The organism is Komagataeibacter sp. FXV3 (genome assembly GCF_015155755.1).
Taxonomy (GTDB): domain Bacteria; phylum Pseudomonadota; class Alphaproteobacteria; order Acetobacterales; family Acetobacteraceae; genus Komagataeibacter.
In genome coordinates, this window is the sequence record NZ_VWPI01000048.1 from 50,041 (window position 1) to 76,327 (window position 26,287).

Annotated in this window: 20 protein-coding genes and 1 tRNA gene; 8 read left to right on the plus strand and 13 right to left on the minus strand. The window is 62.3% G+C overall.

Annotated elements, in window-relative coordinates:
* Positions 1-57: 57 nt before the first annotated feature.
* On the minus strand, positions 58-726 hold the full coding sequence (gene lexA, locus F1542_RS04975) for a transcriptional repressor LexA (protein WP_193732069.1): 669 nt from the start codon (positions 724-726) through the stop codon (positions 58-60).
* A gap of 118 nt (positions 727-844) precedes the next feature.
* Positions 845-2,053 carry a gephyrin-like molybdotransferase Glp gene (gene glp, locus F1542_RS04980; protein WP_193732070.1) on the minus strand — a complete coding sequence of 403 codons (1,209 nt, stop codon included), beginning with the start codon at positions 2,051-2,053 and terminating at the stop codon, positions 845-847.
* Between the two features lie 158 nt (positions 2,054-2,211).
* Here glp and rpmG point away from each other — a divergent pair, with 158 nt between their 5' ends.
* A complete protein-coding gene (gene rpmG / locus F1542_RS04985; RefSeq protein ID WP_003620129.1) occupies positions 2,212-2,379 on the plus strand; it encodes a 50S ribosomal protein L33 in 168 nt (55 codons plus the stop codon).
* Positions 2,380-2,452: 73 nt separating this feature from the next.
* Here the strand turns inward: rpmG and F1542_RS04990 are convergent, their stop codons facing one another.
* Together F1542_RS04990 and eno are read right to left on the minus strand one after the other, a co-directional pair.
* Positions 2,453-2,782 carry a septum formation initiator family protein gene (locus F1542_RS04990; RefSeq protein ID WP_193732071.1) on the minus strand — a complete coding sequence of 110 codons (330 nt, stop codon included), beginning with the start codon at positions 2,780-2,782 and terminating at the stop codon, positions 2,453-2,455.
* 61 nt (positions 2,783-2,843) lie between these two features.
* The gene (gene eno / locus F1542_RS04995; protein ID WP_193732072.1) at positions 2,844-4,124 is read right to left on the minus strand and encodes a phosphopyruvate hydratase; all 1,281 of its coding nucleotides are present in this window, start codon (positions 4,122-4,124) and stop codon (positions 2,844-2,846) included.
* A gap of 137 nt (positions 4,125-4,261) precedes the next feature.
* Here eno and F1542_RS05000 point away from each other — a divergent pair, with 137 nt between their 5' ends.
* Positions 4,262-4,744 carry a DUF3429 domain-containing protein gene (locus tag F1542_RS05000; protein WP_193732073.1) on the plus strand — a complete coding sequence of 161 codons (483 nt, stop codon included), beginning with the start codon at positions 4,262-4,264 and terminating at the stop codon, positions 4,742-4,744.
* A gap of 198 nt (positions 4,745-4,942) precedes the next feature.
* On the opposite strand, the gene F1542_RS05005 is transcribed toward F1542_RS05000, so the two are convergent.
* The 5 genes from F1542_RS05005 to F1542_RS05025 all read right to left on the minus strand — a co-directional run bounded on the left by F1542_RS05005 (position 4,943) and on the right by F1542_RS05025 (position 13,524).
* Positions 4,943-7,264 (minus strand): molybdopterin cofactor-binding domain-containing protein, encoded by a 2,322-nt coding sequence (locus F1542_RS05005; protein ID WP_193732074.1) that lies wholly within the window; start codon positions 7,262-7,264, stop codon positions 4,943-4,945.
* Positions 7,257-7,730 carry a (2Fe-2S)-binding protein gene (locus F1542_RS05010; protein ID WP_010507850.1) on the minus strand — a complete coding sequence of 158 codons (474 nt, stop codon included), beginning with the start codon at positions 7,728-7,730 and terminating at the stop codon, positions 7,257-7,259. Before F1542_RS05010 ends, F1542_RS05005 begins: the two co-directional genes overlap by 8 nt.
* Positions 7,731-7,751: 21 nt before the next feature.
* Positions 7,752-9,080, minus strand: a complete 1,329-nt coding sequence (locus F1542_RS05015) for a cytochrome c (protein WP_193732075.1) — start codon at positions 9,078-9,080, stop codon at positions 7,752-7,754.
* Between the two features lie 382 nt (positions 9,081-9,462).
* On the minus strand, positions 9,463-11,850 hold the full coding sequence (locus tag F1542_RS05020) for a glucose/quinate/shikimate family membrane-bound PQQ-dependent dehydrogenase (protein WP_193732076.1): 2,388 nt from the start codon (positions 11,848-11,850) through the stop codon (positions 9,463-9,465).
* A 138-nt stretch (positions 11,851-11,988) separates the two neighbouring features.
* Positions 11,989-13,524, minus strand: coding sequence for a mannitol dehydrogenase family protein (locus F1542_RS05025; protein WP_193732077.1), 1,536 nt, complete (start codon positions 13,522-13,524; stop codon positions 11,989-11,991).
* Between the two features lie 206 nt (positions 13,525-13,730).
* On the opposite strand from F1542_RS05025, the gene F1542_RS05030 reads away from it, so the two are divergent.
* From F1542_RS05030 to F1542_RS05045, 4 genes are all read left to right on the plus strand, one after another.
* Entirely contained in the window at positions 13,731-14,831 is a 1,101-nt protein-coding gene (locus F1542_RS05030) for a glycosyltransferase family 4 protein (protein WP_193732078.1), read from the plus strand.
* Positions 14,832-14,905: 74 nt separating this feature from the next.
* On the plus strand, positions 14,906-16,423 hold the full coding sequence (locus F1542_RS05035; RefSeq protein ID WP_193732079.1) for a replicative DNA helicase: 1,518 nt from the start codon (positions 14,906-14,908) through the stop codon (positions 16,421-16,423).
* A 360-nt stretch (positions 16,424-16,783) separates the two neighbouring features.
* Positions 16,784-18,295 (plus strand): YifB family Mg chelatase-like AAA ATPase, encoded by a 1,512-nt coding sequence (locus tag F1542_RS05040; RefSeq protein ID WP_193732080.1) that lies wholly within the window; start codon positions 16,784-16,786, stop codon positions 18,293-18,295.
* Between the two features lie 70 nt (positions 18,296-18,365).
* Positions 18,366-18,440: transfer RNA gene (locus tag F1542_RS05045), tRNA-Val, on the plus strand.
* A 534-nt stretch (positions 18,441-18,974) separates the two neighbouring features.
* On the opposite strand, the gene F1542_RS05050 is transcribed toward F1542_RS05045, so the two are convergent.
* From F1542_RS05050 to F1542_RS05060, 3 genes are all read right to left on the minus strand, one after another.
* Positions 18,975-19,358: a hypothetical protein gene (locus F1542_RS05050; RefSeq protein ID WP_193732081.1), complete on the minus strand. Its 384-nt coding sequence runs from the start codon at positions 19,356-19,358 to the stop codon at positions 18,975-18,977.
* A 133-nt stretch (positions 19,359-19,491) separates the two neighbouring features.
* Positions 19,492-21,381, minus strand: coding sequence for a hypothetical protein (locus F1542_RS05055; protein WP_193732082.1), 1,890 nt, complete (start codon positions 21,379-21,381; stop codon positions 19,492-19,494).
* A 38-nt stretch (positions 21,382-21,419) separates the two neighbouring features.
* A complete protein-coding gene (locus F1542_RS05060) occupies positions 21,420-22,385 on the minus strand; it encodes a mitochondrial fission ELM1 family protein (protein ID WP_193732083.1) in 966 nt (321 codons plus the stop codon).
* 111 nt (positions 22,386-22,496) lie between these two features.
* Between F1542_RS05060 and F1542_RS05065 the strand changes: the two genes are divergently transcribed.
* A complete protein-coding gene (locus F1542_RS05065) occupies positions 22,497-23,600 on the plus strand; it encodes a DEAD/DEAH box helicase (protein ID WP_193732090.1) in 1,104 nt (367 codons plus the stop codon).
* Positions 23,601-23,760: 160 nt separating this feature from the next.
* Complete coding sequence (locus F1542_RS05070) at positions 23,761-24,798, plus strand: succinylglutamate desuccinylase/aspartoacylase family protein (RefSeq protein ID WP_193732084.1); 1,038 nt, start codon at positions 23,761-23,763, stop codon at positions 24,796-24,798.
* Between the two features lie 25 nt (positions 24,799-24,823).
* Here F1542_RS05070 and glyA read toward each other — a convergent pair whose 3' ends face one another.
* Positions 24,824-26,113 (minus strand): serine hydroxymethyltransferase, encoded by a 1,290-nt coding sequence (gene glyA / locus F1542_RS05075; protein ID WP_346011790.1) that lies wholly within the window; start codon positions 26,111-26,113, stop codon positions 24,824-24,826.
* Between the last annotated feature and the right edge of the window lie 174 nt (positions 26,114-26,287).

A 26,287-nucleotide genomic window follows, 5' to 3' on the forward strand; every position in this document is an offset into this window, starting at 1 on the left:
TGGAGCTTTTTTGGGAAAGCTTCACCGAAAACTTTTCACGGACCTGAGGCGGGCTTTTCAGTAACGCCGGATCAGGCCCGCCAGCGTGCCCTGCACGCTGACACGCCCGGCAGGCAGCACGCGGGTTTCATAACGGCTGTTGGCAGGGATCAGCGCGATATCGCTGCCCTCGTGCCGCAGACGCTTCAGCGTGACTTCCATCCCATCGATCAGGGCCACGACAATCTGTCCGTCCGTTGCATGCATGCCTTCACGGATGATGACCATGTCACCGTCCAGAATGCCCGCCTCCTGCATCGAATCCCCCGCGACTTCCAGCGCGTAATGACTGGCTTTGCCCAGCATGTCGGCCGGAACGGCGATGCGGGCGGTTTCCGGTGTAATGGCTTCAATGGGGTTACCGGCGGCAATCCGCCCCACAAAGGGTACATCCACCACCAGCATTTCGGGAGCGGGCAGACCGGGAACCGGGGCAGGTGAATCGGACGGAGCCGGCGCGGGCGGCACTTCGATATCAGGCAGGCGCAGGATTTCCAGCGCACGGGCGCGATGATGCCTGCGATGGAGGAAACCGCGTTCCTCCAGCGCAGAAATCAGGCGGTGAATACCGGATTTGGAGCGCAGGCCCAGCGCGTCCTTCATTTCATCAAAGGACGGGGAAAAACCCGTCCTGCGCAGGTGGCTGTCGATAAACAGCAAAAGTTCATGTTGTTTCTTCGTAAGCATGCCACATGTCCTTTTGCCGTTACCGGTGTCACCCGGACTGAAATATGATGGAACAAACCAAAAACCTGTTCCTGTGTTCTATATTGGTTCCCCATGCCGCGTCAACCGGCGTGACGACCTATTCCAGAACGCGATCAATACGGATCATGTCGCACGGTTCCCCCGCCTTTGCCGCAGGGGCATGGGGTGCACGCAGGATCAGGGCACCACTTTGCGCCAGCACATGCAGCATGGCCGAATCCTGTATGGCGAAGGGGGTCGCCACCAGCCGCCCATCCGAATCATAACCAAGTTCCGCGCGCAGGTGATCCATGCGCCGGTCGTTTTCCGGCACGTCCGCCCCCAGTATCGCCCGTTCGCGCGGCACAATCGGGGTCGCCAGTCCCGCCATGCGGCGCAGGGCGGGCAGGATGAACACGACCGAACAGACAAACGCCGCCACCGGATTGCCCGGCAGGCCGACAAACGGCAGGCGGCCCAGATGCCCGTACATGAGCGGACGCCCCGGCCGCATGGCGATTTTCCAGAAATCGGTTTTCAGCCCGACCTGTTCCAGTCCGCGCCGCACAAGGTCATGGTTACCGACACTCGCGCCGCCTGCGGTCACCAGCATATCCACGCCATCAACCATGCGTTCCAGCGTGGCAAGGTCGGCCATGTCGTCACGCAGCACCGGCAGCATGACCGGGTCCGCGCCCGCCGCGCGCAGCAGGGCGGCCAGCATGGGGGTGTTGGAATTGGCGATCTGTCCCGCCCCGATCCCGCTTCCGGGCAGCAGCAGTTCATCACCCGTCGCGGCAATGGCCACGCGCGGGCGGCGCGTCACCTGCACCCATGCATGATTGGCTGCGGCGGCAAGGCCGATGTCGCGCGCCGACAGCCTGCGCCCTGCGGGGATGATTTCCTGGCCTTCGGCAAAGTCCTGGCCCCTGCGCCGGATATAGGTGCCGGGGCGCAAGGTGGTGGTCGTGGTGACAGATGTGCCGTCCGCCTGCGCATTTTCCTGTATTACGATGGCGTCCGCACCGGGGGGGACGACCGCGCCGGTGAATATGCGCACGCATTCACCCGATTCCACCGTGCCATCGAAGGGATGACCCGCGGGCGCTGCGCCAATGCAGGTCAGGCGCGCGCCCTGTGCCGACAGGTCGGCCGTGCGCACGGCGTACCCATCCATGGATGAGACATCAGCCGGGGGATTGGACAGCCGGGCGATGACCGGGGCCGCGCTGACGCGCCCACAGGCATCGGTCAGGGCCACGACCTCGGATGGCAGGGGAAACACCCCGTCCAGAATCCGTTCGCGCGCTTCCGAGACGCTCAACATCGTGCACTGCGCTCCTTTTTTACCCATTGTGTGCGAATTTAATCAGAAATATTGGCCAAAGCGCTTGACCTGCGCCTTGTGTATGCGCATTTTCCGCCCACTTGAACCACTGCTGTACCTGAATGTTCCAGCAGCGGCAAAGCAGTGCTGAGGATATCATGGCCAAGACCAACACCATCCAGATCAAACTCGTCTCCACGGCGGACACCGGCTACTTCTACGTGACCAAGAAAAACGCCCGCGCCCAGACCGGCAAGATGGAAATGCGCAAATACGACCCCGTCGCCCGCAAGCACGTGGCCTTCCGCGAAGCGAAGATCAAATAATCTTCCGCGCAAACGGATACAAAAAAACCCCGGTAGTTTTTCCGGGGTTTTTTTGTGCCTGCCAGACGGGCGATCAGTACAGGTGGTCGTGCTCCCCATAGGGAACGACGATTTCATCCTGCCGGGCCAGATTCTGCATGGAGCGCGCGCGTTCATCCAGCAGGTCGGTATCCAGCGCCCCTTCCTTCAGCCCGCGCACGCGGCGCAGCCAGACTTCCTGTTCCGCCGCGGCATCTTTCTGGGCGGATCGTGCTTCGTCCAGCAGGTGAAGCTGTGCGGCATAGCTGTGCAGCCCATGTTCACCCCGCATGACATTCCAGCCGAAATAGGCTGTAAGCCCGATGAACAGGGCAGGGGGGATGGTCGCCCCCAGCACGCGCTTCATGATCTTGCCCAGCTGCATCGTAACCCTTTCCCCGCCATATCCTGTTGCCGGACGGGATTACCCCGTCCGGCATGGGATGTCACCCGTTCTTCAGGATCGTGCGCCCGGCATAACGGGCGGCCGTGGCCAGTTCGTTCTCGATACGGATCAGCTGGTTGTATTTCGCCGTCCGGTCCGAACGCGAAAGCGACCCGGTCTTGATCTGCCCGCAATTGGTCGCCACCGCCAGATCGGCGATGGTGCTGTCTTCCGTCTCACCCGAACGGTGGCTCATCACCGCCGTGTAACCGGCATGCTGCGCCATCTGCACGGCTTCCAGCGTCTCGCTCAGCGTACCGATCTGGTTGACCTTGACCAGCAGGGAATTGGCGACGCCGGCCTTGATGCCACGACGCAGGCGGTCGGGATTGGTCACAAACAGGTCATCACCCACCAGTTGCAGCTTGTGGCCAAGATTGGCAGTCAGTTCGGCCCAGCCTTCCCAGTCGTCTTCCGCCAGCCCATCCTCGATGGAGATGATGGGGTAGCGGGCGGAAAGATCGGCCAGGTAGGCGATCATGCCAGCGGCATCGAGGCTCTTGTCCTCGCCCTTCAGTTCATAACGCCCGTTCTTGTAAAACTCGGTCGCGGCGCAATCCAGTGCAAAGGTCACGTCGTCACCGGGGCGGTATCCTGCCGCCTCGACCGCGCGCATCATGAAGCCCAGTGCCTCATCGGCCGATTTCAGCGCGGGCGCGAACCCACCTTCATCACCGACATTGGTGTTGTAACCGGCACCTGACAGGCTTTTCTTCAACTGGGCAAAGATTTCCGACCCCATGCGGATCGCATCCGTCACCGTGGGCGCGCCCACGGGCTGGATCATGAATTCCTGAATGTCGATGGGATTGTCGGCATGTTCGCCACCATTGATGATGTTCATCATCGGCACGGGCAGGGTGCGGGCATACACGCCCCCGACATAGCGGTACAGCGGGGTCTGCAGTTCCTCGGCCGAAGCCTTGGCCACCGCCAGCGACACGCCCAGAATCGCGTTTGCCCCCAAGCGGGACTTGTTGGGTGTGCCATCGAGGTCGATCATCGCCTCGTCAATGGCAACCTGGTCGGTCGATTCCACGCCCTGCAGGGCTTCAAGGATTTCATGCTCGACATGACCCGCAGCCTTGAGCACACCCTTGCCGCCATAGCGTTTCGGGTCACCATCACGCAGTTCAACAGCTTCATGCGCACCGGTGGACGCGCCTGAAGGAACCGCAGCCCGACCTTTTGCGCCGGATGCCAGTTCGACATCCACCTCGATGGTGGGATTGCCACGACTGTCGAGTATTTCGCGGGCGATGATATCGATAATGGCGCTCATGGTATCTGTTTCCTCAGATTTGACATTATGGGGATACGGCATACGACCGCATGCATATCCTGCCCACACGATAACAGATGCCGCGCATCATGCCAGAGTAGGCTATGCACAACATAACAAGATAGGAGAGACCCGCCGTGAAACGCCTGCCACTGCTTGCCATCGTCACTGCGCTGGCAAGCCTGCTGCCACTGGTTGGCTGCACATGCGCGATCCTGTTCCTGACCCCCGACCATACGCCGCGCCTGCTGACGGCTGCTGTCGGGTACGGGGCGGTGATGCTGTCCTTCCTTGGCGCGGTCCACTGGGGGCTGGCGCTGGAACAGCCCGACATCATCCCTGCGGGCGGCACGCAGCGCCTGACCAACCTGCGTCTTGCCATGGGGGGTGCCCCTGCCTTCATCGGCTGGGTGGGGCTGTGTGCGGCAACGGTTCATGAACTGATCGGGCTGCTGATCCTGATCGTGGGATTTGCCGCCACCGCCGTGGTGGAACGCATGGCGTGGCAACGCGGGGCCATGCCGCGCGGTTACATGACATTGCAGTGGTTTGTCATATGCCTGGCGGAACTGTGCTTTCTGGCCATGCTCGCGGCCTGCATGGGCATGCGGCCGCATTGATATGCCGGCAGATCATAACGACGTTTCTGGTGACGATTTTTTTAGAAAGCCTTGAAAGAACGCCGCCTTTTTTGAAAAAAGGCGGCGCCCGAAAACTTCTGTTCCGTATCAGTGATTTTTAATACTTGCCAATCCAGACAATAAAAAACCCCGGCATGCATCGCATACCGGGGTTTTTCGTATTCAGGCTGTATCCACCTAGCTGTTCTGCAGTCCGCGCAGCACATCCGCCGGACGGACCGGCATATGACGCAGGCGCACACCCACGGCATTGAAAATGGCATTGCCGATTGCAGGACCGACCACCGTCGTGCCGGGTTCACCCAAGCCCATCGGCTTCTCGGTGCTGGGCAGGAACTCGATGTCCATTTCCGGCGTGTCGGCAATACGCAGCGGCGTATAGGTGTTCAGGTTACGGTCAACCGGCATGCCGTTGACGATTTCCGTGTTCTCGAACAGGACCATGCTCAGGCCCCACAGCGCAGCGCCCTCGGTCTGGGCCTTCGCGCCATCGGGGTCGACCACGGTACCCGCATCGACCACAATCGTCAGCTTCTGGCATGTCACCACACCCGTGCTGCGATCCACATGCACCTGCGCCACGCAGCCAATCCATGTCGGCATGCCGCGTTCCTGTCCTGCCGTGGTGGCCAGGCCTATCGCGGTGTCCTTGGGCAGGCTGGTCTTGCCCCAGTTCACCTTTTCCATAAGCCTGCGCACGACAGCGGCCTGACGCAGCGCGCCACCAACAGAATCGGGTGCCTGTCCCTTGTTGCGGCCCTGCGCGGTCAGCAGTTCAAGGCGGAACTGCGCCGGATCCTTTTTCTGGCGGTGCGCGACTTCATCAAGGAAACATTCGATCCCCCAGCTGGTCCAGCCGGGGCTGACCGACCGCAGCCAGCCGGGACGGAATGTCTTTTCCGCCAGGTCATTACGCAGCGCACGCACCCGGAAGGCGCCGACTTCATACCAGTGATCGCCACCCGCGATGGCGAACTGGTCATACGGCTTGCCATCCACGCCCTTTTCCATGAACGCTTCGGCCATCACGCCCGTGGGCCAGCCAGCAGCAGCCTGGTAATCCATGGAGGTGATCTTGTCGCTGGCGTCAAACGCCATGCGGACACGCTGGACCGAAGGCGAGCGGAAGGAATCGAACTGCATGTCGTCCGACCGCGTCAGGATCAGCTTGACCGGCTTGCCACCCAGCGCCTTGGACGCAAGGGCGGCCGGGATCATGTAATCCCCGTTCAGCCGGCGGCCAAACCCGCCACCCAGCAGGTAGCTGCGCAGGATGACCTTGGATTCCGGCACCTGCAGCGACTTGGCCAGCGTGGGCAGGATCAGGCTCTGCCACTGGTTACCGGCGTGGATTTCGTAAACACCGTCCTTTTCAAAGGCCAGCGCGTTGGTCGGTTCCAGCTGGTAATGCAGCACGGATGCACAGGTATATTCCTGGTCCATGACCGTGTGCGCACTACCGAAGGCCTGGTCCACGCCATCATCATTGAAGATGTAGACGCCGCCCGCCTTGTTGTTGATCAGTTCGCGGCCACGGTCCTGAATGTCGCGTTCTGACGTGTGGATCGTCTCACCCGGCGTCCATTCCACCTTCAGCGCATCGGTCGCGCGGATGGCGGCGCTGTAGCTTTCCGCCAGCACCACGACCCAGCCCTGCACGACCTGCGACGGATCATCGATCAGCAGGTAGCGGACGTAGCCCTTGATCTTCTTGGCCTCGGTATCGTCAACCGAACGGACCTTGGAGCCATAGCGCGTCGGCGGCATCTTGGGGCGGCCGTACAGCATGCCCTCCACCTTGGCGTCGATGCCGTAGATGGCCGTGCCGTTGGTCTTGGCGGGAATGTCCAGCGCCTTGAGTTCGGCATTGCCGATCAGCCTGCGTTCACTGGCGGGCTTGAGCGGCAGCTTGGCCATTTCCTCGGGCGTGAAGGAATGGGACGGGTGCCCCTTGGCCACGATGTCGCCAAAGCTGATCTGCTTGCCACCGGCGCTGACAATGCTGTTGGCGACCGTACACTTGTCCGGTGTGGTACCCAGCAGGCGCGCACCTTCCTCGACCATGGCCGTGCGCGTCGCGGCACCGGCCTGGCGGAAGACATCCCATGTCATCCATACCGACCAGCTGCCGCCGGTGACCATCAGGCCCCATTTGGGGTCGGTGTCCACGTAGTTGATGCGGACCTTGCTCCAGTCGGCTTCCATTTCATCCGCGATGATGCGGGCGAGGGCGGTGCCGATATGCTGCCCCATTTCCGCGCGGATGATGTTGACCGTGATTTCCCCATCGGGTGCGATCGAACACCAGATGGTGGGTTCGAACGCCCCGTCGCCCGGCAGTGACCGGTCGAGCGGGAAAATCTGGTTAGCGGATGAAGGACGCGCGAAGCCAAACATGACGCCGGCGCCAAGGGAGGTGACAAGGAAGCCGCGACGTGACAGGGAAGCCTGTTCACGGCGTCCGTCCTTGCCAAGGCGGAAGCGGTTTAATCTACCCATTTGATGCATCTCCGCGTGCGGTGGCCGCGGCCTTCTTGATGGCCTCACGAATGCGAATGTAGGTCATGCACCGGCACAGGCTGCCAGCCATGACGGCATCGATTTCCTCATCCGTGGGAGAGGGGTAATCCTTCAGCAGGCTCACGGCCTGCATGATCTGCCCGGACTGGCAGTAGCCGCACTGCGGCACCTGGATTTCACGCCAGGCCTGCTGGACAGGGTGATTACCCTCGGGATCGATGCCTTCGATCGTGGTGATGTCAGCACCTTCGGCGGCGCTGACGGGGGTCACGCAGGAACGGGTGGCCCGGCCACCTATATGGATGGTGCACGCACCACACATGCCGATACCGCAACCGAATTTCGTTCCGGTCAGGCCAACTTCGTCACGGATGACCCACAGCAGGGGGGTATCACCCGGTACGTCAACGGTTACTTCCCGTCCATTGAGGCGAAAGGTCGTCATGTTCTAGCTCCGTCTTTCAGCTCAATGGGACGACGCGACAGGGGGGACAGGCAGGGTCTTGCGAACCTCGCCAGCCTTCTTCTCCAGATCGGTCCACGGCGGCAGGGTCGTGCGGGTCGCACGCAGGTAGGCCGCCAGGCGGGCCAGATCCGCATCCGAGAAGGAATGGTAGAAACTGGGCATGGAAACGGTGGAAATACCTTCCGTCGTGCCGATACCGCGCAGGATGACCTGGAACAGGTTGGTCGGCTCATCCAGCCACAGCGCGTTGTTCAGCGCCAGGTCGGGGCGGCCTTCAACCGGCTGCGGTCCGGCATTGGCGTGGCATGCGGCGCAGGCACCGGCATACAGCTTCGCGTTCGGGTTCACCTGCGGGCCGACCAGATCCTTCATGGATGCCTGCATGGCCCATGCAATCGCCTTGGGATCCTGGCTGACACGGGTTGCCGAATGGTCGATCTGGGCCAGGTAATGCGCAATGGCATGCACATCGGATTCCGGCATCTCGCTCAGGCCACCATGGACCACGGGCGACATGGGTCCGGCGGCACTGCCATGCAGCGGGGCCGATCCGAAACGCAGGTATTTGAAATACTCGTCCTCGGTCCAGACAACCGGGGTCGGATTGTGTTCATTGAGCGGCGGCGCGATCCAGTTATCGACCGGGGCGCCATCATACGGCGCGCTGGCCTTTTCCGCACCCATGAGGTTACGCGGCGTATGGCACGCCGAGCAGTGGCTCAGCCCTTCGGCCAGATACGCGCCACGGTTCCATTCAGCATCCTGGGCGGGATCGTTCTTCAGCGGCCCTTCATGCAGGAACAGAAGCTTCCAGCCCGCCTGTTCCAGACGGATGTTGAAAGGGAAGCCCACCGTGTTGTCACGCTTGACCGAATGCACCGGCGCCCGTGTCATGAGGAAGGCATAGACATCATCGATGTCCTGATCCGTCATGTGCGTGAAGTGGTCAAACGGGAAGGCCGGGAAAAGCTGCGTGCCGTCACGCGAAATGCCCTTGCGCATGGCGCGCTTGAAGGCGGCTTCCGACCAGTGGCCGATACCCGTTTCGGGATCAGGCGTGATGTTGGAGGAGAAGATGGCGCCAAAGGGCGTGTCCATCTTGTAATCGCCCGCCAGCTCGACGCCACGCTTGCCATCCGTACGGGTGTGGCATTCGGCGCAGTAGCCGCCAGCGGCCAGCACGCGCCCGCGTTCAATCTGTGCTGCGGAAAAAGAGGAAGGAGGAGGCGGAGCAACCGGCGCAATGGCCGGATACCACGCATAGGCAAGGAACCCGACGCCACCGGCGACACCGATTCCCACAATCGCTGCTGCAATACGCTTAATCACGATGTTCTCGCGGTTGTGAAAGTCATTATATCACCCCGTATCATCCGCCCGGTTCCAGTGCCGGTATGGCGCGAAACACAAGAAACAGCGCGTCGTTGCGCTGTCCTGAAGGCACCGGAACTGCCGGATGTGCGGGAACATCGGCGCCACGGCGGAAACTTTGTATTACCGTTTCCTAATCAAGCCGTTTGGTGGCGCGTAAGATCAAAGCTGTAATAAGAGTTATTTATTTATAATATGAATATAGCAGGATCGCTGCAAACCCCTGAATAAATGGGTTTGCAGTGTCCTGTCACAGCGATATCTATATACCAATGAATATAGATGGAACCGGACATGTCAAGCCGGGGAAGGAAAAAATCCTTCCCCGGTCCTGCACGGCTCAGTTCTGGTCAGGCAGGCTGTAGGCGACGATGTAGTCACCCAGCCTGGTGCCAAACGATCCGTGTCCACCATCAGCGGTCACGATGTACTGCTTGCCATCCACCGCATAGGTCATGGGGGTGGACTGGCCACCGGCAGGCAGGCGGTCCTGCCACAGGACGCGGCCGTTGGTCACGTCATACGCACGGATATAATAATCCAGCGTGGAGGTCAGGAACGCGACCCCGCCCGCGGTAGTCAGCGGGCCGCCAAGGCTGGGCACGCCCATCTTGATGGGCAGGGGCAGCGGCGCGCTGTCACGGATCGTGCCGTTGCGGTGCTTCCACACGATCTTGTTGGTGCGCAGGTCGATACCGGACATGTAGCCCCATGCCGGCTGCTTGCACGGCAGGCCGAAGGGCGACAGGAACGGATGCAGGTCAACGCCATAGGGCACGCCAAACTGCGGCTGCACGCCACTTTCGCTGCCTGAGGGCAGGGACTTGTCAGGCGTTGCCGGGTTGTTCGGGCCGCGCGGGATCAGCCTGGACACGAACGGGATGGCGATGGGGTTGGCGATCGCGATCTGGCGCACGGGATCAACCGCCAGGCCGCCCCATTCAAACATGCCCAGGTTACCGGGGAACACCAGCGTGCCCTGCAGCGACGGCGGCGTGAACGTGCCATCATAACGCAGGCGATGGAACATGATGCGACAGACCAACTGGTCATACATCGTGCCGCCCCACATATCCGCATCGGTCAGCAGCTTGCTGGGGCGGAAGGTCAGCTGGGAGAAGGGCTGCGTGGGCGACACGTGATCGCCGGGCGCTGCCCCCTGCGGCACGGGCCGTTCGGGCGCCGGCACGACCAGATGGCCATTGCGACGGTCCAGTACGAAGATGTTGCCGGTCTTGGCCGGGGCATACAGCGTGGGGATGACCTCACCCTGTTCGTCGCGGATATCGACCAGGCTGGGCTGGGCCGGAATGTCCATGTCCCACAGGTCATGATGGACGGTCTGATAGCTCCATACCAGCTTGCCGGTGGATGCGTTCAGCGCCACGATCGAGCTGGCATAGCGTTCGGCATCCGCGCCGCGGTTGCCGCCCCAGATATCAGGCGTCTGCACGCCCATCGGGATGTAGATCAGGTCCAGATTGGCGTCATAGGACGACGTGATCCACGAATTGGGGGAATTGGGCACGAAGGTGTGGTGTTCGGACGGCATTTCGTTCGGGTCGGGATTGCCGGGGTCGAACGCCCATTTCAGTGCGCCGGTATGCACATCGAACCCGCGCGTCACGCCCGAGGGCTCATGCGTGGAATAGTTGTCGGTCACCGCACCGGACACGATCACGGTGGTATCGGTCACGACGGGGGGCGATGTCGGTTCGTAAAAGCCCAGCGTCTTGACGGGCATGCCGTCCTGCAGGTTCACTACGCCATTATTGCCGAACGACGCGCAACGGGCACCGGTTTCGGCATCCAGCGCGAACAGTTGTCCGTCATTGGTCGGCAGGAAAATACGACGTGCGCATTCCACCGGTGTCGCATTCCCATCAGCGGACTCCGCCCCGGCCTTGTCCTCATGATAGGACACGCCACGGCATGTCAGGTGCTGGAAGGTGGGGTTGTACGCCAGTTTGGGATCGAACTTCCACCGCTGCCTGCCCGTTTTTGCATCGAGCGCGAACAGGATCTGGTGGGGTGTGCACAGATACAGCGTATCACGGATTTTGATGGGCGTGACCTCATCGGTGATTTCACCGGGGTCATTGGGACCACGCAGGTCGCCGGTACGGAATGTCCACGCGACTTTCAGCTTGCTGACATTATCGGCATTGATCTGCCTGAGCGGGGAAAAACGGTCCCCGAACTGCGTGCGGCCATAGGCCTGCCAGTCGCCATCGGGCATCTGGTGGGCGTCACCGGGTTCGGGGGCGTCCTTGGCCACCGGGGGCAGGTTGCCCGCGATATCCTGCGGGTCACCCATCAGGGCGAAACCGACCACGACCACGGCCGCGCCAATCGCGCCCAGCAGGGGCATGCGCGCGCCCATGCCCGCAGGCTGCAGGTGACGCGTCACCCATGGCAGCGCCAGCACGATCCCGATGGGGACAAGGATATCCCCACGCGGCGCAAGCGCCCAGAAGTCAAACCCGGCTTCACTGACGGCCCACGCCATCGTGCCAAGCAGCAGGACCGCGTAAACCGTAAGCGCGGATGCCTGCCGCCGGAACAGCAGGAACGCCGTCACCAGAAGCAGGACACCCGCGACAACATAGTAGAAAGACCCTCCGATAAGGCACAGCCACAGGCCACCGCCCAACAGGTAAAGACCTGTCAGGCCGCAGACGGCTATGGCTGCCGCCAGGAGAGGAGCCGAGCGTATAAGGCTATTCATAAGTTTTCCTGATCACCGTGATACAGTCCGAACATTCTCCCATGAGAAAACGTAGGACTTCCCGCCGGGTCAAGCCTAACTTGATGAATAAATCGTGTGTCACAATATTTCAGGGTGCGTTTTCAGCACCCTGAACGTCTATTTCCCTTTGGATACAACCGTTGCCAGCGTCGCCCGCGTGCCATTGGCACGGATGGACTGCCGCAGGGCCAGATAGGCCTGTACGAATCCGGGATCATCACCCAGTTCCCACCCGGCGAAGGCACCCATATCCAGCGCATCCTCCAGCCGTGGCGATGCCGCCTTCACCCGGTCCTCATCGGTCAGGTGCGGTTCGGCAATGGCATAGGCCTGTCCCTTGTCATCATGCCCGCGCAGGTATTCGACGTAACAGGCCACGACAAAGGCAATGCGCTCCACGGGGCGTTTATGCGCGATCACGCCCATGGCCGTGCTCTTGATGAACATGGGCAGCTTGGACGTGCTGTCAGATGCGATGCGCAGAAGCTGGTCACTGATCGCGCGATTGCGGAAACGGTGCAGCAGGCGCCTGCCATATTCGGTCAGCGCCATGCCCGGCGGAGCATGCAGAAGGGGTTCGGCGTCAAAGGCAAGGTACTGCTCGACCAGGGTGACCTCATTCAGGTCTTCCATGATTTCGCTGACCACGCGATACCCCGACAGCACGCCAGACAGGCCCAGAAGCGAGTGGGAGGCATTGAGCATGTGCAGCTTCACCTCCTCATACGGCTGGACATTATCCGTGAACTGCACGCCCACGGCGTCGAGTTCGGGGCGGCCGGCGCAGAATTTGTCTTCCACCACCCACTGGATGAAATCCTCGCAGAAGACGGGAATGCGGTCATCAAGTCCGCTTTCCGCATCAAGCCGGCGTATATCATCGGGATGGACGGCAGGCGTGATGCGATCGACCATCGTGCAGGGGAAGGTAACGTTTTCCTCGATCCACTGCGCAAGCCCCGCGTCACGCGCGCGCGCCCAGCCCAGGAAGGCGGTACGCGCGACATGGCCGTTCTGGGGCAGGTTGTCGCACGACAGGATGGTGAACGGCCCGGCACCGCTTTCACGCCGTTTGCGCAGCGCCTCGGTCAGCAGGCCGAACACGGTATGCGGCACCGCGCGCTTCAGGTCCTCGGCGATCAGGGGATGATCGATAGGGAATACGCCGTTTTCATCAACATAATAGCCGCCTTCGGTCACGGTCATGCTGACGATGCGGATTGCCGGATCGGCCAGCCGCGCAATGGTGGCCGCGCGATCGGCGGGGGCGTACATGTATTCCGTGATGGAACCGATCACCCGCACCACATTGGGCGCATCGGGGGCACATTCGGTCAGGGAATACAGGCCGTCCTGCGCTGCCATGTCCTGTGCTTTTTCGGCTTCATGCGGGTTTTCCATCAACCCTATGCCCAGCAGGCCCCAGCCGGCCTGACCGGGACGGCCCAGCACACGGTCCATGTAGACCGCCTGATGGGCACGATGGAAATTGCCCACGCTGATATGGGCAATACCCGGTGTCACCTTGCTCCGGTCATAGGCAGGCACGAGGATATTGCCCGGCAGATGGGGCAGGGTCGTATTATTGAGTACGGTCATGAACCATTTTCCACGGAAAGTATCCACGACGCGTAATAAGAAATGCATGATCATACAACCCGGCAATGCCACGTACCTGCACCTGGCAAGCGGTCAGGGCAGGGTGATGCGGGCGGGCAATTTGCACGCCCGGTGCCCGGCCGCTGTTTTCTAATGGGGAAAACTGCCCTATTAAGCCTTTCCGCCGTTGCATATCCGGTGTTCCGGTTCCGAGAAATGACGGCAGGGACAGCCCTGGCCGGATCTGTTGTTGGTAATGAATGCGTATCCTCTATCTCATTAACAGCCTGAACGGCGGCGGGGCCGAACGGCCGCTGCCTGCCGTGATCGGGATGATGCGCGCCTGCGGGCACACGGTCCGGGTCGTGGCGCTGGCGCGCAAGGCTGGCAACGCCATTGCCTGGCTGGAGGCTGCCGGCATCGATTACCATATCGTGGATGACCGCGATCCCGCCCGGTTCGCGTCACTGGGGCAGGTGCTGCGTTATGTCCGTGCCAACCGGCCTGACCTGTTATGGACATCACTGACACGGGCGACCCTGTATGGTCAGGCGATCGGCAGGATGCTGGGCATTCCCGTGGTCAGCTGGCAGCACAGCGCGTTTCTCAAGCCCGCCAACCGTTTCATGCTGCGTCGTACCCGTCACCTGAGCGCATTCTGGGTTGCGGATTCCGAATATGTGGCCCGCGTCACGTGCAGCCAGCTACGCCTGCCACCCGACCGGATCTGCACATGGCCGCTGTTCATGGCGGATGCGGCCGTACAGCCGACCACGCCATGGGACGGGCAGGACGGTGCGGTCTTCCATGTCGGATCGCTGGGGCGGCTGGAACCGGAAAAGAACATGCAGTTGCTGGTGCGCGCGATGGGTGTCATCCGTGCAACCCGGCCGGATGCGCGCATTCACCTGTCACTGTGCGGCAGCGGGTCGCAGATGATGGCGCTGCAGGCGCTGGCGGCCGGAATGGCGGCGGATGCCATCAGTTTCGAGGGGTTCCAGCCGGACCCGCTGGAATTCTGCCGCAGGCTGCATGTCTATGTGCAGCCCTCCCATTTCGAGGGGCTGTGCATCGCGGTCCATGAGGCGATGCAGGTGGGCCTGCCGGTCATTGCAACGCCCGTCGGCGCCATTCCCGACATTATCCGCGATGGGGTCAACGGATTCCTGCTGCCCGCCTCGACGCCGGAAACCCTGGCCGCACAGATCCTCCACCTTTATGCCCGCCCCGACCTGTGCATGCAGATCGGCCGGGCCGCCCGACACGATATCCTGCAGCGCTACGGGGCGGATACGGTCCACGGCATGGCCACCGCCGTCATCCACCGGGCGGAACGGCTGGTGCGCGCCCGTCGCGGCTGACACGCACGTCCATACATACCCGCGGTCCATCATGCCCCTTCCGGTCGCATGGGGGGATCGGGTAGGATGGGGGAGTGAATACGATCCAGAATCCTCCCTCCGCAGAGTCCGGGCAAAAGGACTCGCTTCTTGGCGTCTCGCAGCGCCTGCCGCCTGCCAACATACAGGCAGAGCAGGCGCTGCTGGGCGCGCTGCTGACCAATAACCGCGCCTATGACCGCGTATCCGACTTCCTGACCGGCGCGCATTTTGCCGATGAGGTCAATGGCCGCATCTATGACGCCATTTCCCGCCGTATCGAAGGTGGCCAGCTTGCGGATCCCGTCACGCTGCGGGCCGAATTCGAAAATACCGGCGTGCTGGATTCCGTTGGCGGCACGGCATATCTTGCCAAACTGCTGACATCCATGGTCGGCATCATCAATGCTGCCGATTACGGGCGCGTGATCCATGATGCGTGGATACGCCGCCAGCTGATCGACATCGGGCAGGACGTGGTCAACAACGCCTTTGGCGCGCGTTCCGACCTTGACGGTCCCAGCCAGATCGCCGCCAGTGAGGAAGCGCTGTTCAAACTGGCCACGGAAAAGGGACAGGATGGCGGCTTTCAGTCCTTTGACCGTGCGCTGGCCGATGCGCTGGAAATCGCGCAGCAGGCCTTCGACCGTAGTGGCGACGTGGTGGGGCTGACCACCGGGCTGCGTGACCTGGACAAGAAAACCGGCGGCCTGCACCCATCCGATCTGCTGATCCTTGCAGGGCGTCCGGCCATGGGCAAGACGGCGCTGGCCACCAAGATCGCCTTTTCCGCCGCGCGCGCGATCATGGAGGAAATCCGTAACGCCCCACCCGATGCCAAACCCAAGGGGTCGGTGGCCATCTTCTCGCTGGAAATGTCATCCGAACAGCTGGCCACCCGTATCCTGTCCGAACAGGCCAGCGTATCGGGTGAAAAGATCCGCCGTGGCGATCTGGGCCAGAAGGAATTCGACCGTTTCGTGCAGGTCAGCCGCGAACTGGCGCAACTGCCGCTGCATATTGACGACACGCCCGCCATCACGCTGTCAGCCATGCGCACACGCTGCCGCAGGCTTGCGCGTACCAAGGGACTGAGTCTGGTGGTGGTCGATTACCTGCAGCTCATGCGGCCATCGGTGGGGGCGAAGGCGGAAAACCGCGTGCTGGAAATTTCCATGATCACGCAGGGCCTCAAGGCACTGGCCAAGGAACTGTCGGTACCGGTCATCGCCCTGTCACAGCTTTCGCGTCAGGTCGAGAGCAGGGAAGACAAACGGCCCATGCTGTCGGACCTGCGTGAATCAGGATCGATCGAGCAGGACGCCGATGCGGTGATGTTCGTCTATCGTGACCAGTACTACCTGCAGCAGCGCCAGCCCAAGGAAACCTCCTTTGACTCACAGGACAAGTACCACACCGCAATGGAGGAGTGGCAGCGCAAGATGGACCTTGCGCATAACCGCGCGGAACTGATCCTGGAAAAACAGCGTCACGGGCCGACAGGGACGGTGCACCTGTTCTTCGAAGGGGAGTTCACGCGCTTTGCCGATCTGGACATGGTCCACGACGGCTAGAATCAGCGCGACGTCTCAAGGACAGGCATTTCCAGCAATTCGTTAAGAACCGTACGTAAGTGACGCGCGATATATGGGTAGCGCGCGTCACTGTATCATATCCGCCACAATGGTCCGGAACACATGAATTGAATCCCGGATTGATCCAGTTGGGATCGTGCTGTGCAGGAAAACGCACAGGGGATGGAATGGGCAGGATATGAAGCAGCCGGGCAAGTCCCCTTTCGCTCACATCTAAAAGTTTTATAAGAAATATTATGCCAACAAATTGCACCGTACGGATCCACATCCGCCAGAATCTGACCCATTCGGCCATGTTCCATAATGGCCAAGCCGCCTGCAATCCGGCATCATCGTGCCATGACTGATACGGCGCTTGCATCCATCTGTGGTTTTGCCTTTTCCGGCATCGAAGCCGTTCCTGTCAAAGTCGAGGTCCAGCTATCCGTTGGCCTGCCATCATTCCTGGTCGTGGGACTGCCGGACAAGGCCGTCAATGAATCGCGCGAACGCGTGCGCGCGGCCCTGTCCGCCATGGGTCTCGCCCTGCCGGCCAAGCGGATCGTGGTCAATCTGGTGCCTGCCAGCCTGATGAAGGAAGGATCGCATTTCGACCTGCCCATCGCCCTTGCACTGCTGGGTGTCATGGGCCTGCTGCCCGGTGACATGGCGCAGCGTTACGCAGCACTGGGTGAACTGTCGCTGGATGGCGGCGTAAACCCCGTATGTGGCGTGCTGCCGGCCGCCATGACGGCGGCCGGCCTGTCACTGGGGCTGATCTGCCCCGCCAGTCAGGGCGTGGAAGCCCGCTGGGCCAGCGAGGATATGGATATCCTCGCCATCCGTTCCCTGCCCGAACTGCTGAACCATTTCCGGGGGCAGCAGGTCATCGACCCGGTAGAACTGCCTGCGCGCATGGATGAAGGGCTGACCGCCCTGCCCGACCTTGCCGATATCCGTGGCATGGAAACCGCACGCCGGGCGCTGGAAATTGCCGCCGCCGGTCGTCATTCCCTGCTGATGGTGGGACCGCCGGGGGCTGGCAAATCCATGCTGGCTGCGCGCCTGCCCGGCATCATGCCCGACCTGACCCCCACCGAGATGCTGGAAATCAGCCGGATCCACAGCATTGGCGGCCTGCTCAAGGACGGGCAGCCGGTCTCCCGGCCGCCCTTTCGCGACCCGCATCATTCCAGCAGTCCCACGGCATTGAGCGGTGGCGGCGCCCGCGCCCGCCCCGGTGAGGTCAGCCTGGCGCATCGCGGCGTGCTGTTTCTGGATGAACTGCCCGAATTCTCTCGCTCCGCGCTGGAAATCCTGCGCCAGCCCATGGAAACGGGATCCATATCCATCGCCCGCGCTGCCGCCCATGTCACCTACCCTGCCCGCTTCCAGCTGATCGCGGCGATGAATCCGTGCAAATGCGGTTATCTGGGCGATGCGTCGCAGGAATGCCGCAAGGCCCCGCGTTGTGGCGAGGATTACCAGACGCGCCTGTCCGGTCCGTTGCTGGACCGTGTGGACATGGCCGTTCATGTTGAGCCGATGCCCCTGACCCGCATTGCCGAAACAACGGGCGGTGAACCCAGCGCCACCGTCGCTGCACGCGTCAGGGAAGCTGTAGCCCGCCAGCATGACCGGCAGGGCGAAGCCCGCAATGCCGAAGCCCCGATCGATGATTTCCGTATCACGGCAGCGGCTCGGGATTTTGCGGTCCAGGCATCTGAAAAGATGCACCTTTCCGCCCGTGGCTTTACCCGCCTGCTGCGTGTGGCGCGGACGATTGCCGATCTGTCCGCCGCTGTTGATGTCGAACGCCCCCATATTGCCGAAGCCCTGGCCTACCGTATCCGTCGTCCGGGCCGGAAATAGCAACAGCCGCGTATTTTTCCCCCTTGCGCACCCCGGCCGACTGGATTATCAAGGCCCCACCGAAGCGGATGGGTGCGTAGCTCAGCGGTAGAGCATCGCCTTCACACGGCGGGGGTCACAGGTTCAATCCCTGTCGCACCCACCATCCGGTCTCCCCATTTATAAAATCATCCGTCAGCCAGACTACGTTATCATGTGGTCTATCCGGTTGGCCGGGTACGAAAACGTACCTCCCATGACAGCGTTGGCGGCATGTCGGCTGGCTGATGTATCGCGCCTGATTACGCGGCGGCCTGCTTCGATCCTGATTGGATCGCACGAAATTCCAAAACCCAACGGTTAGCCTTCTCCTGCTGTTATGCCACGGCGGAAATGGTTTACTACGTCAGGTTCATGGCCCGCCTGTCCGCGACATCTTCCAAATAGATCGCGTATTCAGCACGGACTGCACCTACCCATATTTTCTGATTTTCCCGCTGCGGGAACTGATCAAAATGTAAGGGAAAAGTTCAAAGACCATTCCTGTATAAGTCTTTGATAAAAATGAAAGTTTTTGGACCCTCACCTTTTTTGAAAAAAGCTTCACCAGAAACTTCTTTGTATGGACGGCCTCGTGACGGAAACGTCGGGCCTGTTTCTTTCTCGCATCCCTGTCCGGATATCTCCGCAGCACTTCTCGTCATGACGGCACATCTTCCAGCGCATCGCGGCATTTGACATAGGACAGCTTGTCCTGAAACAGGAACAGCACATAATAATCCAGCGTACGCCGCCGCTTGCGGGTGGGGTTGGTATAGAACGGAAATACGTCAAACGGTCCGTCATAACCTTCAGGCAGCGGATCATGTTCGGTTATGCACCGCACCTGAAACAGTGGCGCATAGACGGTGGCGTCCGCATCCGTGCGCCGGACATGAAACAGGTTTTTCCGGAACTTGCGCAACCGCTGTGGCAGGACGAATATCATGTTCTGCTCAAGGAAATTCTGCGGCGGGTTACGATCGCGCAGGTATTTCATGTCGGCAGGCATGTCACAGAAAAAATTGGTGTCCTGTACGATCATGGTCCAGTCAGGTTCCCTTCCGGTCTGTCAGGCATGGTGGGCAGGTTGCACCGCTGCCCTGATCCGTGCACCGCGGCACATGCCAGCAGTCGCCTGCATGGCCATATGGGAACGGCCGGGCCGGATGTCAGGGTCAGAACCCGAACATATGGTCGACTGAAAACCGTCCTTCCCCCTCCGCCATGCGGCCATGGTAGCCGAACAGGCGGCAGGTGGTGTCACGGATAATGACATAGGCCCCTTCCCCCGCACGCGCCAGCGTGGGCAGGCCAAAGACACGGTGGGGCCAGATTTCCCGTGATCCGGACATGGGAATGGCGATCTTTTCATGCGCCAACACCGTGCCATCCGCCGCGTGCAGGTACAGCGACGTATCCGAATACGCGCGCCATGTCGCCGAAACGGGATAGATAAGCCTGCAGAAACTGAATGGCTCCTGCCCCGCCGCCGTCAGGAACAACCGCGTGCTCAGCCCCGGTGGGGCGCCAACATAGGACTGCGGCTCCCCCTTATAGGTCATGACCGTATTGAATATGTGCGACCCGAAACTGGTTTCGGATGTATGGCCGGTCTGCCTGTCCTCATAACGGATCAGGGCATGCAGCCAGCCATCCGCCTGCCCGCCGTCACGAAAGTCATACAGCAGTTCACCATGCCCCGTGCCGGTTGCAAGCGCACTGACATCCAGCACCGCCGCATGGTCACGCGGCAGGCACCCCATGAAACGCAAGGGGCCAGCCGTCCCCTCCGCATCGAAACAGTCCACCCGGACCGGCAGGCTGGTCAGGCTTTCCGCCATGGGCGATGGCAGCATCAGCGTACGGTAGCGCGCGGGATCGGGCACCGGGAACGGCAGCAGGTAGCCCCGCCCGAAAAAACGTGGATCCAGCCGGGCAATGCCCGGATCGGGCTGCAGGTCAGCACGCTGCACGTTCAGGTGGGCGATGCGTGTGCGGTTGTGCTGCGTGATTTCGTAACGGGAACGCACGACATGGCCACCGGCACGGAATTCGATCTGTTCCGGCCATGACAGGCCGGGCAGGACATCGCGCATATGCACGGCCATGGTCTGGTACGGTGCCAGTTCGGGCATGATGGGTATGTGTGTATCCTGCCCCATCCGGTTCAGCGTCATGCTGCCCGACGGGATGGGCAGGGCATGGCTGTTCTGGACCCACAGCACCACGTCCTCGCCCTCCGCCGGGGCCGGCAGGTTGGCGTAGCGGTTGGCGGGCCAGGCATTGGCATCATGGGTGACCGACAGACTGGCATTGGCGCCCTGCCCACGTGTCTCCAGCGCGTATTTGACCACGTCATGACCGGCTATGCCCTGTGCATGGATGAACAGTTGCCCGATAAATTCCGGCAGGCCAAAACGGCTGCGGATCTCGGCACTGTCGATGATGATGGCCTGGCCATCGCCCGGCACGTCATATTCCCATGTCTGCAGCACGTGGCCGTCATGATCGAACAGCCGCAGCCACAGCCGCACGGCCCGCGCGCCGTAACGCGCCCAGTAATTGGCGGTGACCAGACGGGTGGACAGCGCCGCCGTGTCCCGGAAAAAGGCAAGGTTGGTGGCGAAGTTCAGCCGGTGCAGATAATCATGCGCGACCGAAAGCATGTGCCGGGGCAGCCGCACGGGTTCCAGCGTATGCAGCACGCCGCCCGCAGGCAGCAGGCCGGACAGGCGGCCCTGCATGATGGCATGGTTGAAATCCAGCGCCCACACGCACCCTGCCCCGCCCTGCGCCAGATCCACCACCGGCTGCAGGGCCATGCCCGCACGCACCTGCCCCACCTTCAGCGAATCATGGGTGTATATGCCCGCCACCGTAATGGGCGCGGGCAACAGCGCCATGACGGTTTCCACCATGTCGTGGGGATCATAGATCGCAATCGGCCCCGCGTTGCGCAGGTCATCGGCAAGGCTGGCAAGCTGTTCGGCAGCCAGCGGGTGGGTCAGGGCCTTGTAGGCCATGTTGCCGCCTGAACGCGGGTCAAAAGTCCGGATACCTAGCATGTGCCTGTTTTATTCCACTTCTGGCGCAAGCGGGAGGATTATTGTTGTACCATTGTTGCAAGACCCAGATGATACCGCACGGCCTCCGCCGCCATGACGGTATCATCAAGGGGCGTGACAGGCCATGTTTCCAGCCGCCCGGCAAAGGGCCGGATGCGCCCCGCCTGCGTCAGGTCATGCAGGAAATGCCCGATCCGCCGTGACCGGCCCGGCAGGCTGGCGACCATGACGGGGGCGGTTGTCGCCACGGCTTCCGAAACCATGGAAACGCTGTCCATGGTCACGACAATCGCATCAGCACAGGCCAGCAGTCCCAGATACGGATTGGGACCGGCCTGGTCCCATACCCATGCATCCGGCCCGGCAAGGGCGCGCTGCAGTTCGGCGCATACTTCGGGGTCCGTCCGGCGCGATGGCGTCAGCGCAATGCCCACCCGGTCACGCCGCATCATGGCGGCCAACTGCGTGGCAAGGGTCGCGCCCTCCGCCCGGCCCAGACGGAAACGGCCATTCCCCCCACCAACCAGAACGGCAACCAGCGGGCGCGGCAGATGGGCCAGCAACGGCGTCCATTCCCGCCGCGCCTGATCCAGCAGCGCGGGCGTCACCCCATGCAGGGCCGTACGCGTCAGGACAACATTGGGACCGGAAATCCGGTCGTGGCGATTGGCGATGACCAGATCGAAACGTGTGGGCGACAGGCGTGGATTCTGTACCTGTATCACAGGCGCGCCATGCCTGCGCAGCGCCGCGCCAACCGCCCCCCCGCTGCCACCGATGCTGATGACGGGATGATCACGGTAATCAGGGCCCAGACCCAGCGGCATGACCGCACGCAGGGGTGCCGGCCACCATGCGGCGGGCACATGCCGCCATATCCCACGCGGCACCAGCGCATGCAGGTGGGGATCAAGCCCCGCGCGCCGCGCCAGCCCGAAGGTCTGTGAACGCATGCCGGCAAGGTCAGCCGCGATCACGGCGGCGGTCGGTTCATGTGGTGCCATGCGCCCATGTGGCGGGACGGGAGCCGGGGCGTCAATGCCCTGCCCCTTTTGTCCATCGTCCAGCCGCGCTAAGGGGCTACAATGAGTGAGACTGAACCGACATTTGCCGGCATGGGGCTGGATGGCCGCGTGGTGGCCGCCCTGACACGCATGGGGCTGCACCAGCCTTCCCTGATCCAGCGCGAGGTCATCCCCCCCGTCATGGCCGGACGGGATGTGGAAGCCCGCGCGGGCACCGGCAGCGGCAAGACAGTGGCCTTTGCCGCCCCCATCCTGTCCACCCTCATGCAGCTTGATGATGCGGACAATACCCGCGTGCGCTGCCTGATCCTGTCCCCCACGCGCGAACTGGCGGGACAGACGGCGGGCGTGCTGCGTGGTCTTGCCCGCGGCAGCGGCCTGCGCATCGTGCAGGCCACCGGCGGCACGGCGCGGGCGGCACAGGCCAGGACGCTGGGCGAAGGGGTCGCGATCGTGGTCGGCACGCCGGGGCGGGTGATCGACCTGGTGCATGGGGGTGAACTGGACCTGTCTGCCGTAGGCCGGTTCGTGCTGGATGAAGCCGACCGCATGCTGGAGCCGGGATTTGCGGAAGAAATGCTTGCCCTTGCCACAGCCCTGCCCGCGCAACACCAGACATTGCTGTTTTCCGCCACCATTCCCCCGGCCATGGCCGAACTGGCCGCCCGCCTGCTGCACCGGCCGTTGCGGATCAGCATGGAGATTGAAAACGCCCCCGCGCCGCGCATTGCGCAATACGCCATTTTCGTACCCATGCGCCACAAGGCGGAGGCGACACTGGCCTGCCTGAAGCAATATGGCATGCAGCGTGTCATGGTGTTTGTGCGCACACGTCAGGAAGCCGACACCATTGCACGCAGCATCAGCGCGCTGACACCCGCCATCGCGATCCATGGCGATCATTCACAGGCGCGGCGCGATCGGATGCTGCGCGATTTCCGTCAGGGGCGCGTGGGCGTGCTGGTGGCGACCGATGTCATGGCGCGGGGAATCGACATTGATGATATCGCCCTTGTCATCAACCACGATATCCCGGCCCAGCCCGAATCCTATGTCCACCGTATCGGGCGCACCGCGCGCGCGGGGCGGCGGGGCGTGGCCGTCGCCCTGTGCGCACCGGAGGAACGTCAGGCGCTCAAGGACATCGAACGCCTGACGGGACAACGCATCCGCATTGCCAGCCTGCCGGAATGACGGACCGGTTCATGCATTTGTCATGCGCCCTCCGCCCCCATGGTCTTGCCGTGGGGTGAAGGCTGGATAAACTGGATTTCATGATGAACACCGATGCCATGCGCTCACCTGTCCCGACGCATGACGGGACAGGTGCTGCCAACGACCGGACCCGCCTGACATGACACATGGGCCGGAAGATACGCCACGCCTGCCTGTACGCGTGGCACGGCCCACTACGTTCCTTGAACGCCTGCCCCCACCCCCATCCAGCCTGCCACGGTGGAAAATCGGCATTACACCGCCCGACCTGTCACCATGGCTTGCGGGTAACTGCGGCATTCCCGGCGTCATGCATTACGAAGGCCGCAGGCCCGGTCCGCATATCGTCTGTGTCAGCCTGATCCATGGCAATGAATTCGCGGGCGCCATCGTGCTTGACCGCCTGCTGCGCCGTCGTATCCGCCCACGCGCGGGGCGGTTGTCACTGGTATTCGCCAACCCCGAGGCCATGCGCCTGTTCGACCCGCGCGACCCGGTGCGTGCGCGCTGCGTGGATGAGGACATGAACCGCGTCTGGCTGCCCGCCATGCTGGACGACCGGCGGTCATCACATGAACTGGACCGGGCACGAGTGCTGCTGCCGGTCATCCTGACGGCGGACAGGCTGCTGGACCTGCATTCCATGCTGTGGCCAGGTGATCCGCTGGTGCTGTCGGGCCTGTCGCCCACGGGGCGGGCCATGGCGCGGCGCATTCGCGGGGTGGATGTATGTGTGGCCGACCGGGGCCACCGCAGCGGGTGCAGGCTGATCGATCACCCACATTTCAGTAACGGCAGTGCCGCCGCCTGCCTGCTGGAAGCGGGCCAGCACTGGCACGAAGCGACCGTCACGCGATCCATGCAGGCGGTGCTGTCGCTGATCGGGCCATGCTGCGGCCTGCCCGCCGATGGTGGTACGTTACCGCAACGCGCAATGGTGGTGACGGATGTGATAACGGCGCGGACGGGGATGTTCCGTTTCGTCACCCCGTTCCACAGCGGGCATGTCGTGGCCGATGCCGGCACGATGGTGGCATATGACGGCGATGATGAAATCCGCACGCCCTACGGTCGGTGCATGCTGATCATGCCCAACCTGCGTCCCGCCCGTGGCCATACGGCCGTACGGTTTGCCCGTGTGGATACGGGCACGCGGCCACCCGCCCCGGATCAGTAACCGGGACAGATGGCCATCGTCATGCTCAGGCGTAGATGGGGAAGCGTGCACACAGTGCCTTGACACGTTCGTGCACGGCCTGCTCCGTCTTCGCGCAGCCTTCCTCACCGGGGGTCTTGGCAAGGGCGGTCAGCACTTCGTCGATCATGCGGCCGACTTCACGGAACTCTTCCTCGCCAAAGCCACGAGCCGTCGCCGCCGGGCTGCCCAGACGGATGCCGGAGGTCACGGCGGGCTTTTCGGGGTCGAACGGAATGGCGTTCTTGTTGGCGGTAATGCCCGCGCGTTCCAGCGCACGTTCCGCCGCGCGTCCCGTAACACCCTTGGGCCGCAGGTCCACCAGCAGCAGATGGCAGTCCGTGCCACCGGTCACGATGTCAAAGCCGCTCTGCACCAGCGTTTCCGCCAGCACGCGGGCATTGTTCGCCACCGCTTCCTGGTAGGTGCGGAAATCGGGGCGCAGCGCCTCGCCGAATGCTACGGCCTTGCCCGCGATCACATGCATGAGCGGACCGCCCTGCAGGCCGGGGAATACGGCGGAATTGATCTTTTTCGCCAGATCCGCGTCATTGGTCAGGATCAGCCCGCCACGCGGCCCGCGCAGGGTCTTGTGCGTGGTGGACGTGACGACATGCGCATGCGGCACCGGCGACGGATACAGGCCAGCGGCGACCAGCCCCGCGAAATGGGCCATGTCCACCATGAGATACGCGCCGACTTCATCCGCAATGGCGCGGAAGCGGGCGAAATCGATGATACGGGGATAGGCGGACCCACCGGCGACGATCAGCTTCGGCTTTTCGGCGCGGGCAAGGCGTTCCATTTCCTCATAATCCAGCAGGCCGTCTTCCTTGCGCACGCCATACTGGACCGCATTGAACCACTTGCCGGAATAATTCGGGGCGGCGCCATGGGTCAGGTGGCCACCGGCAGCCAGGCTCATGCCCATGACGGTATCGCCCGGCTTCACCATCGCCATGAAGGCAGCCTGGTTGGCGTTGGCGCCCGAATGGGGCTGCACGTTGGCGAATTCCGCGCCGAACATCGTCTTGACGCGTTCAATGGCCAGGGTCTCGACCTTGTCCACTTCCACGCAGCCACCATAGTAACGGCGGCCGGGATAACCTTCGGCATATTTGTTGGTCAGAACGCTGCCCTGTGCGGCCATGACGGCGGCGGAGACCATGTTCTCGCTGGCAATCAGTTCAATCCCGTCGCGCTGACGCACCAGTTCCGCATCGATAATCGCGGCGACATCGGGGTCGGCTTCGGTCAGTGGGGCACGGAAAAACTGCTTGAGGTCAGTCTGGCTGATGGGGTCCGGCACCGTTATGTCTCTCCATTCATTGGATCACCTGTCATTTCCGGGTAGGCAAACGGACATGACACGTATGGGAACAGGCCTGCTATGTGCGCCATATCGTGGCGTCAAGACAACGCCAAAATGATGGAGACCGGCTGATTTGACCCCTGTTGCATTCCCTTCCCC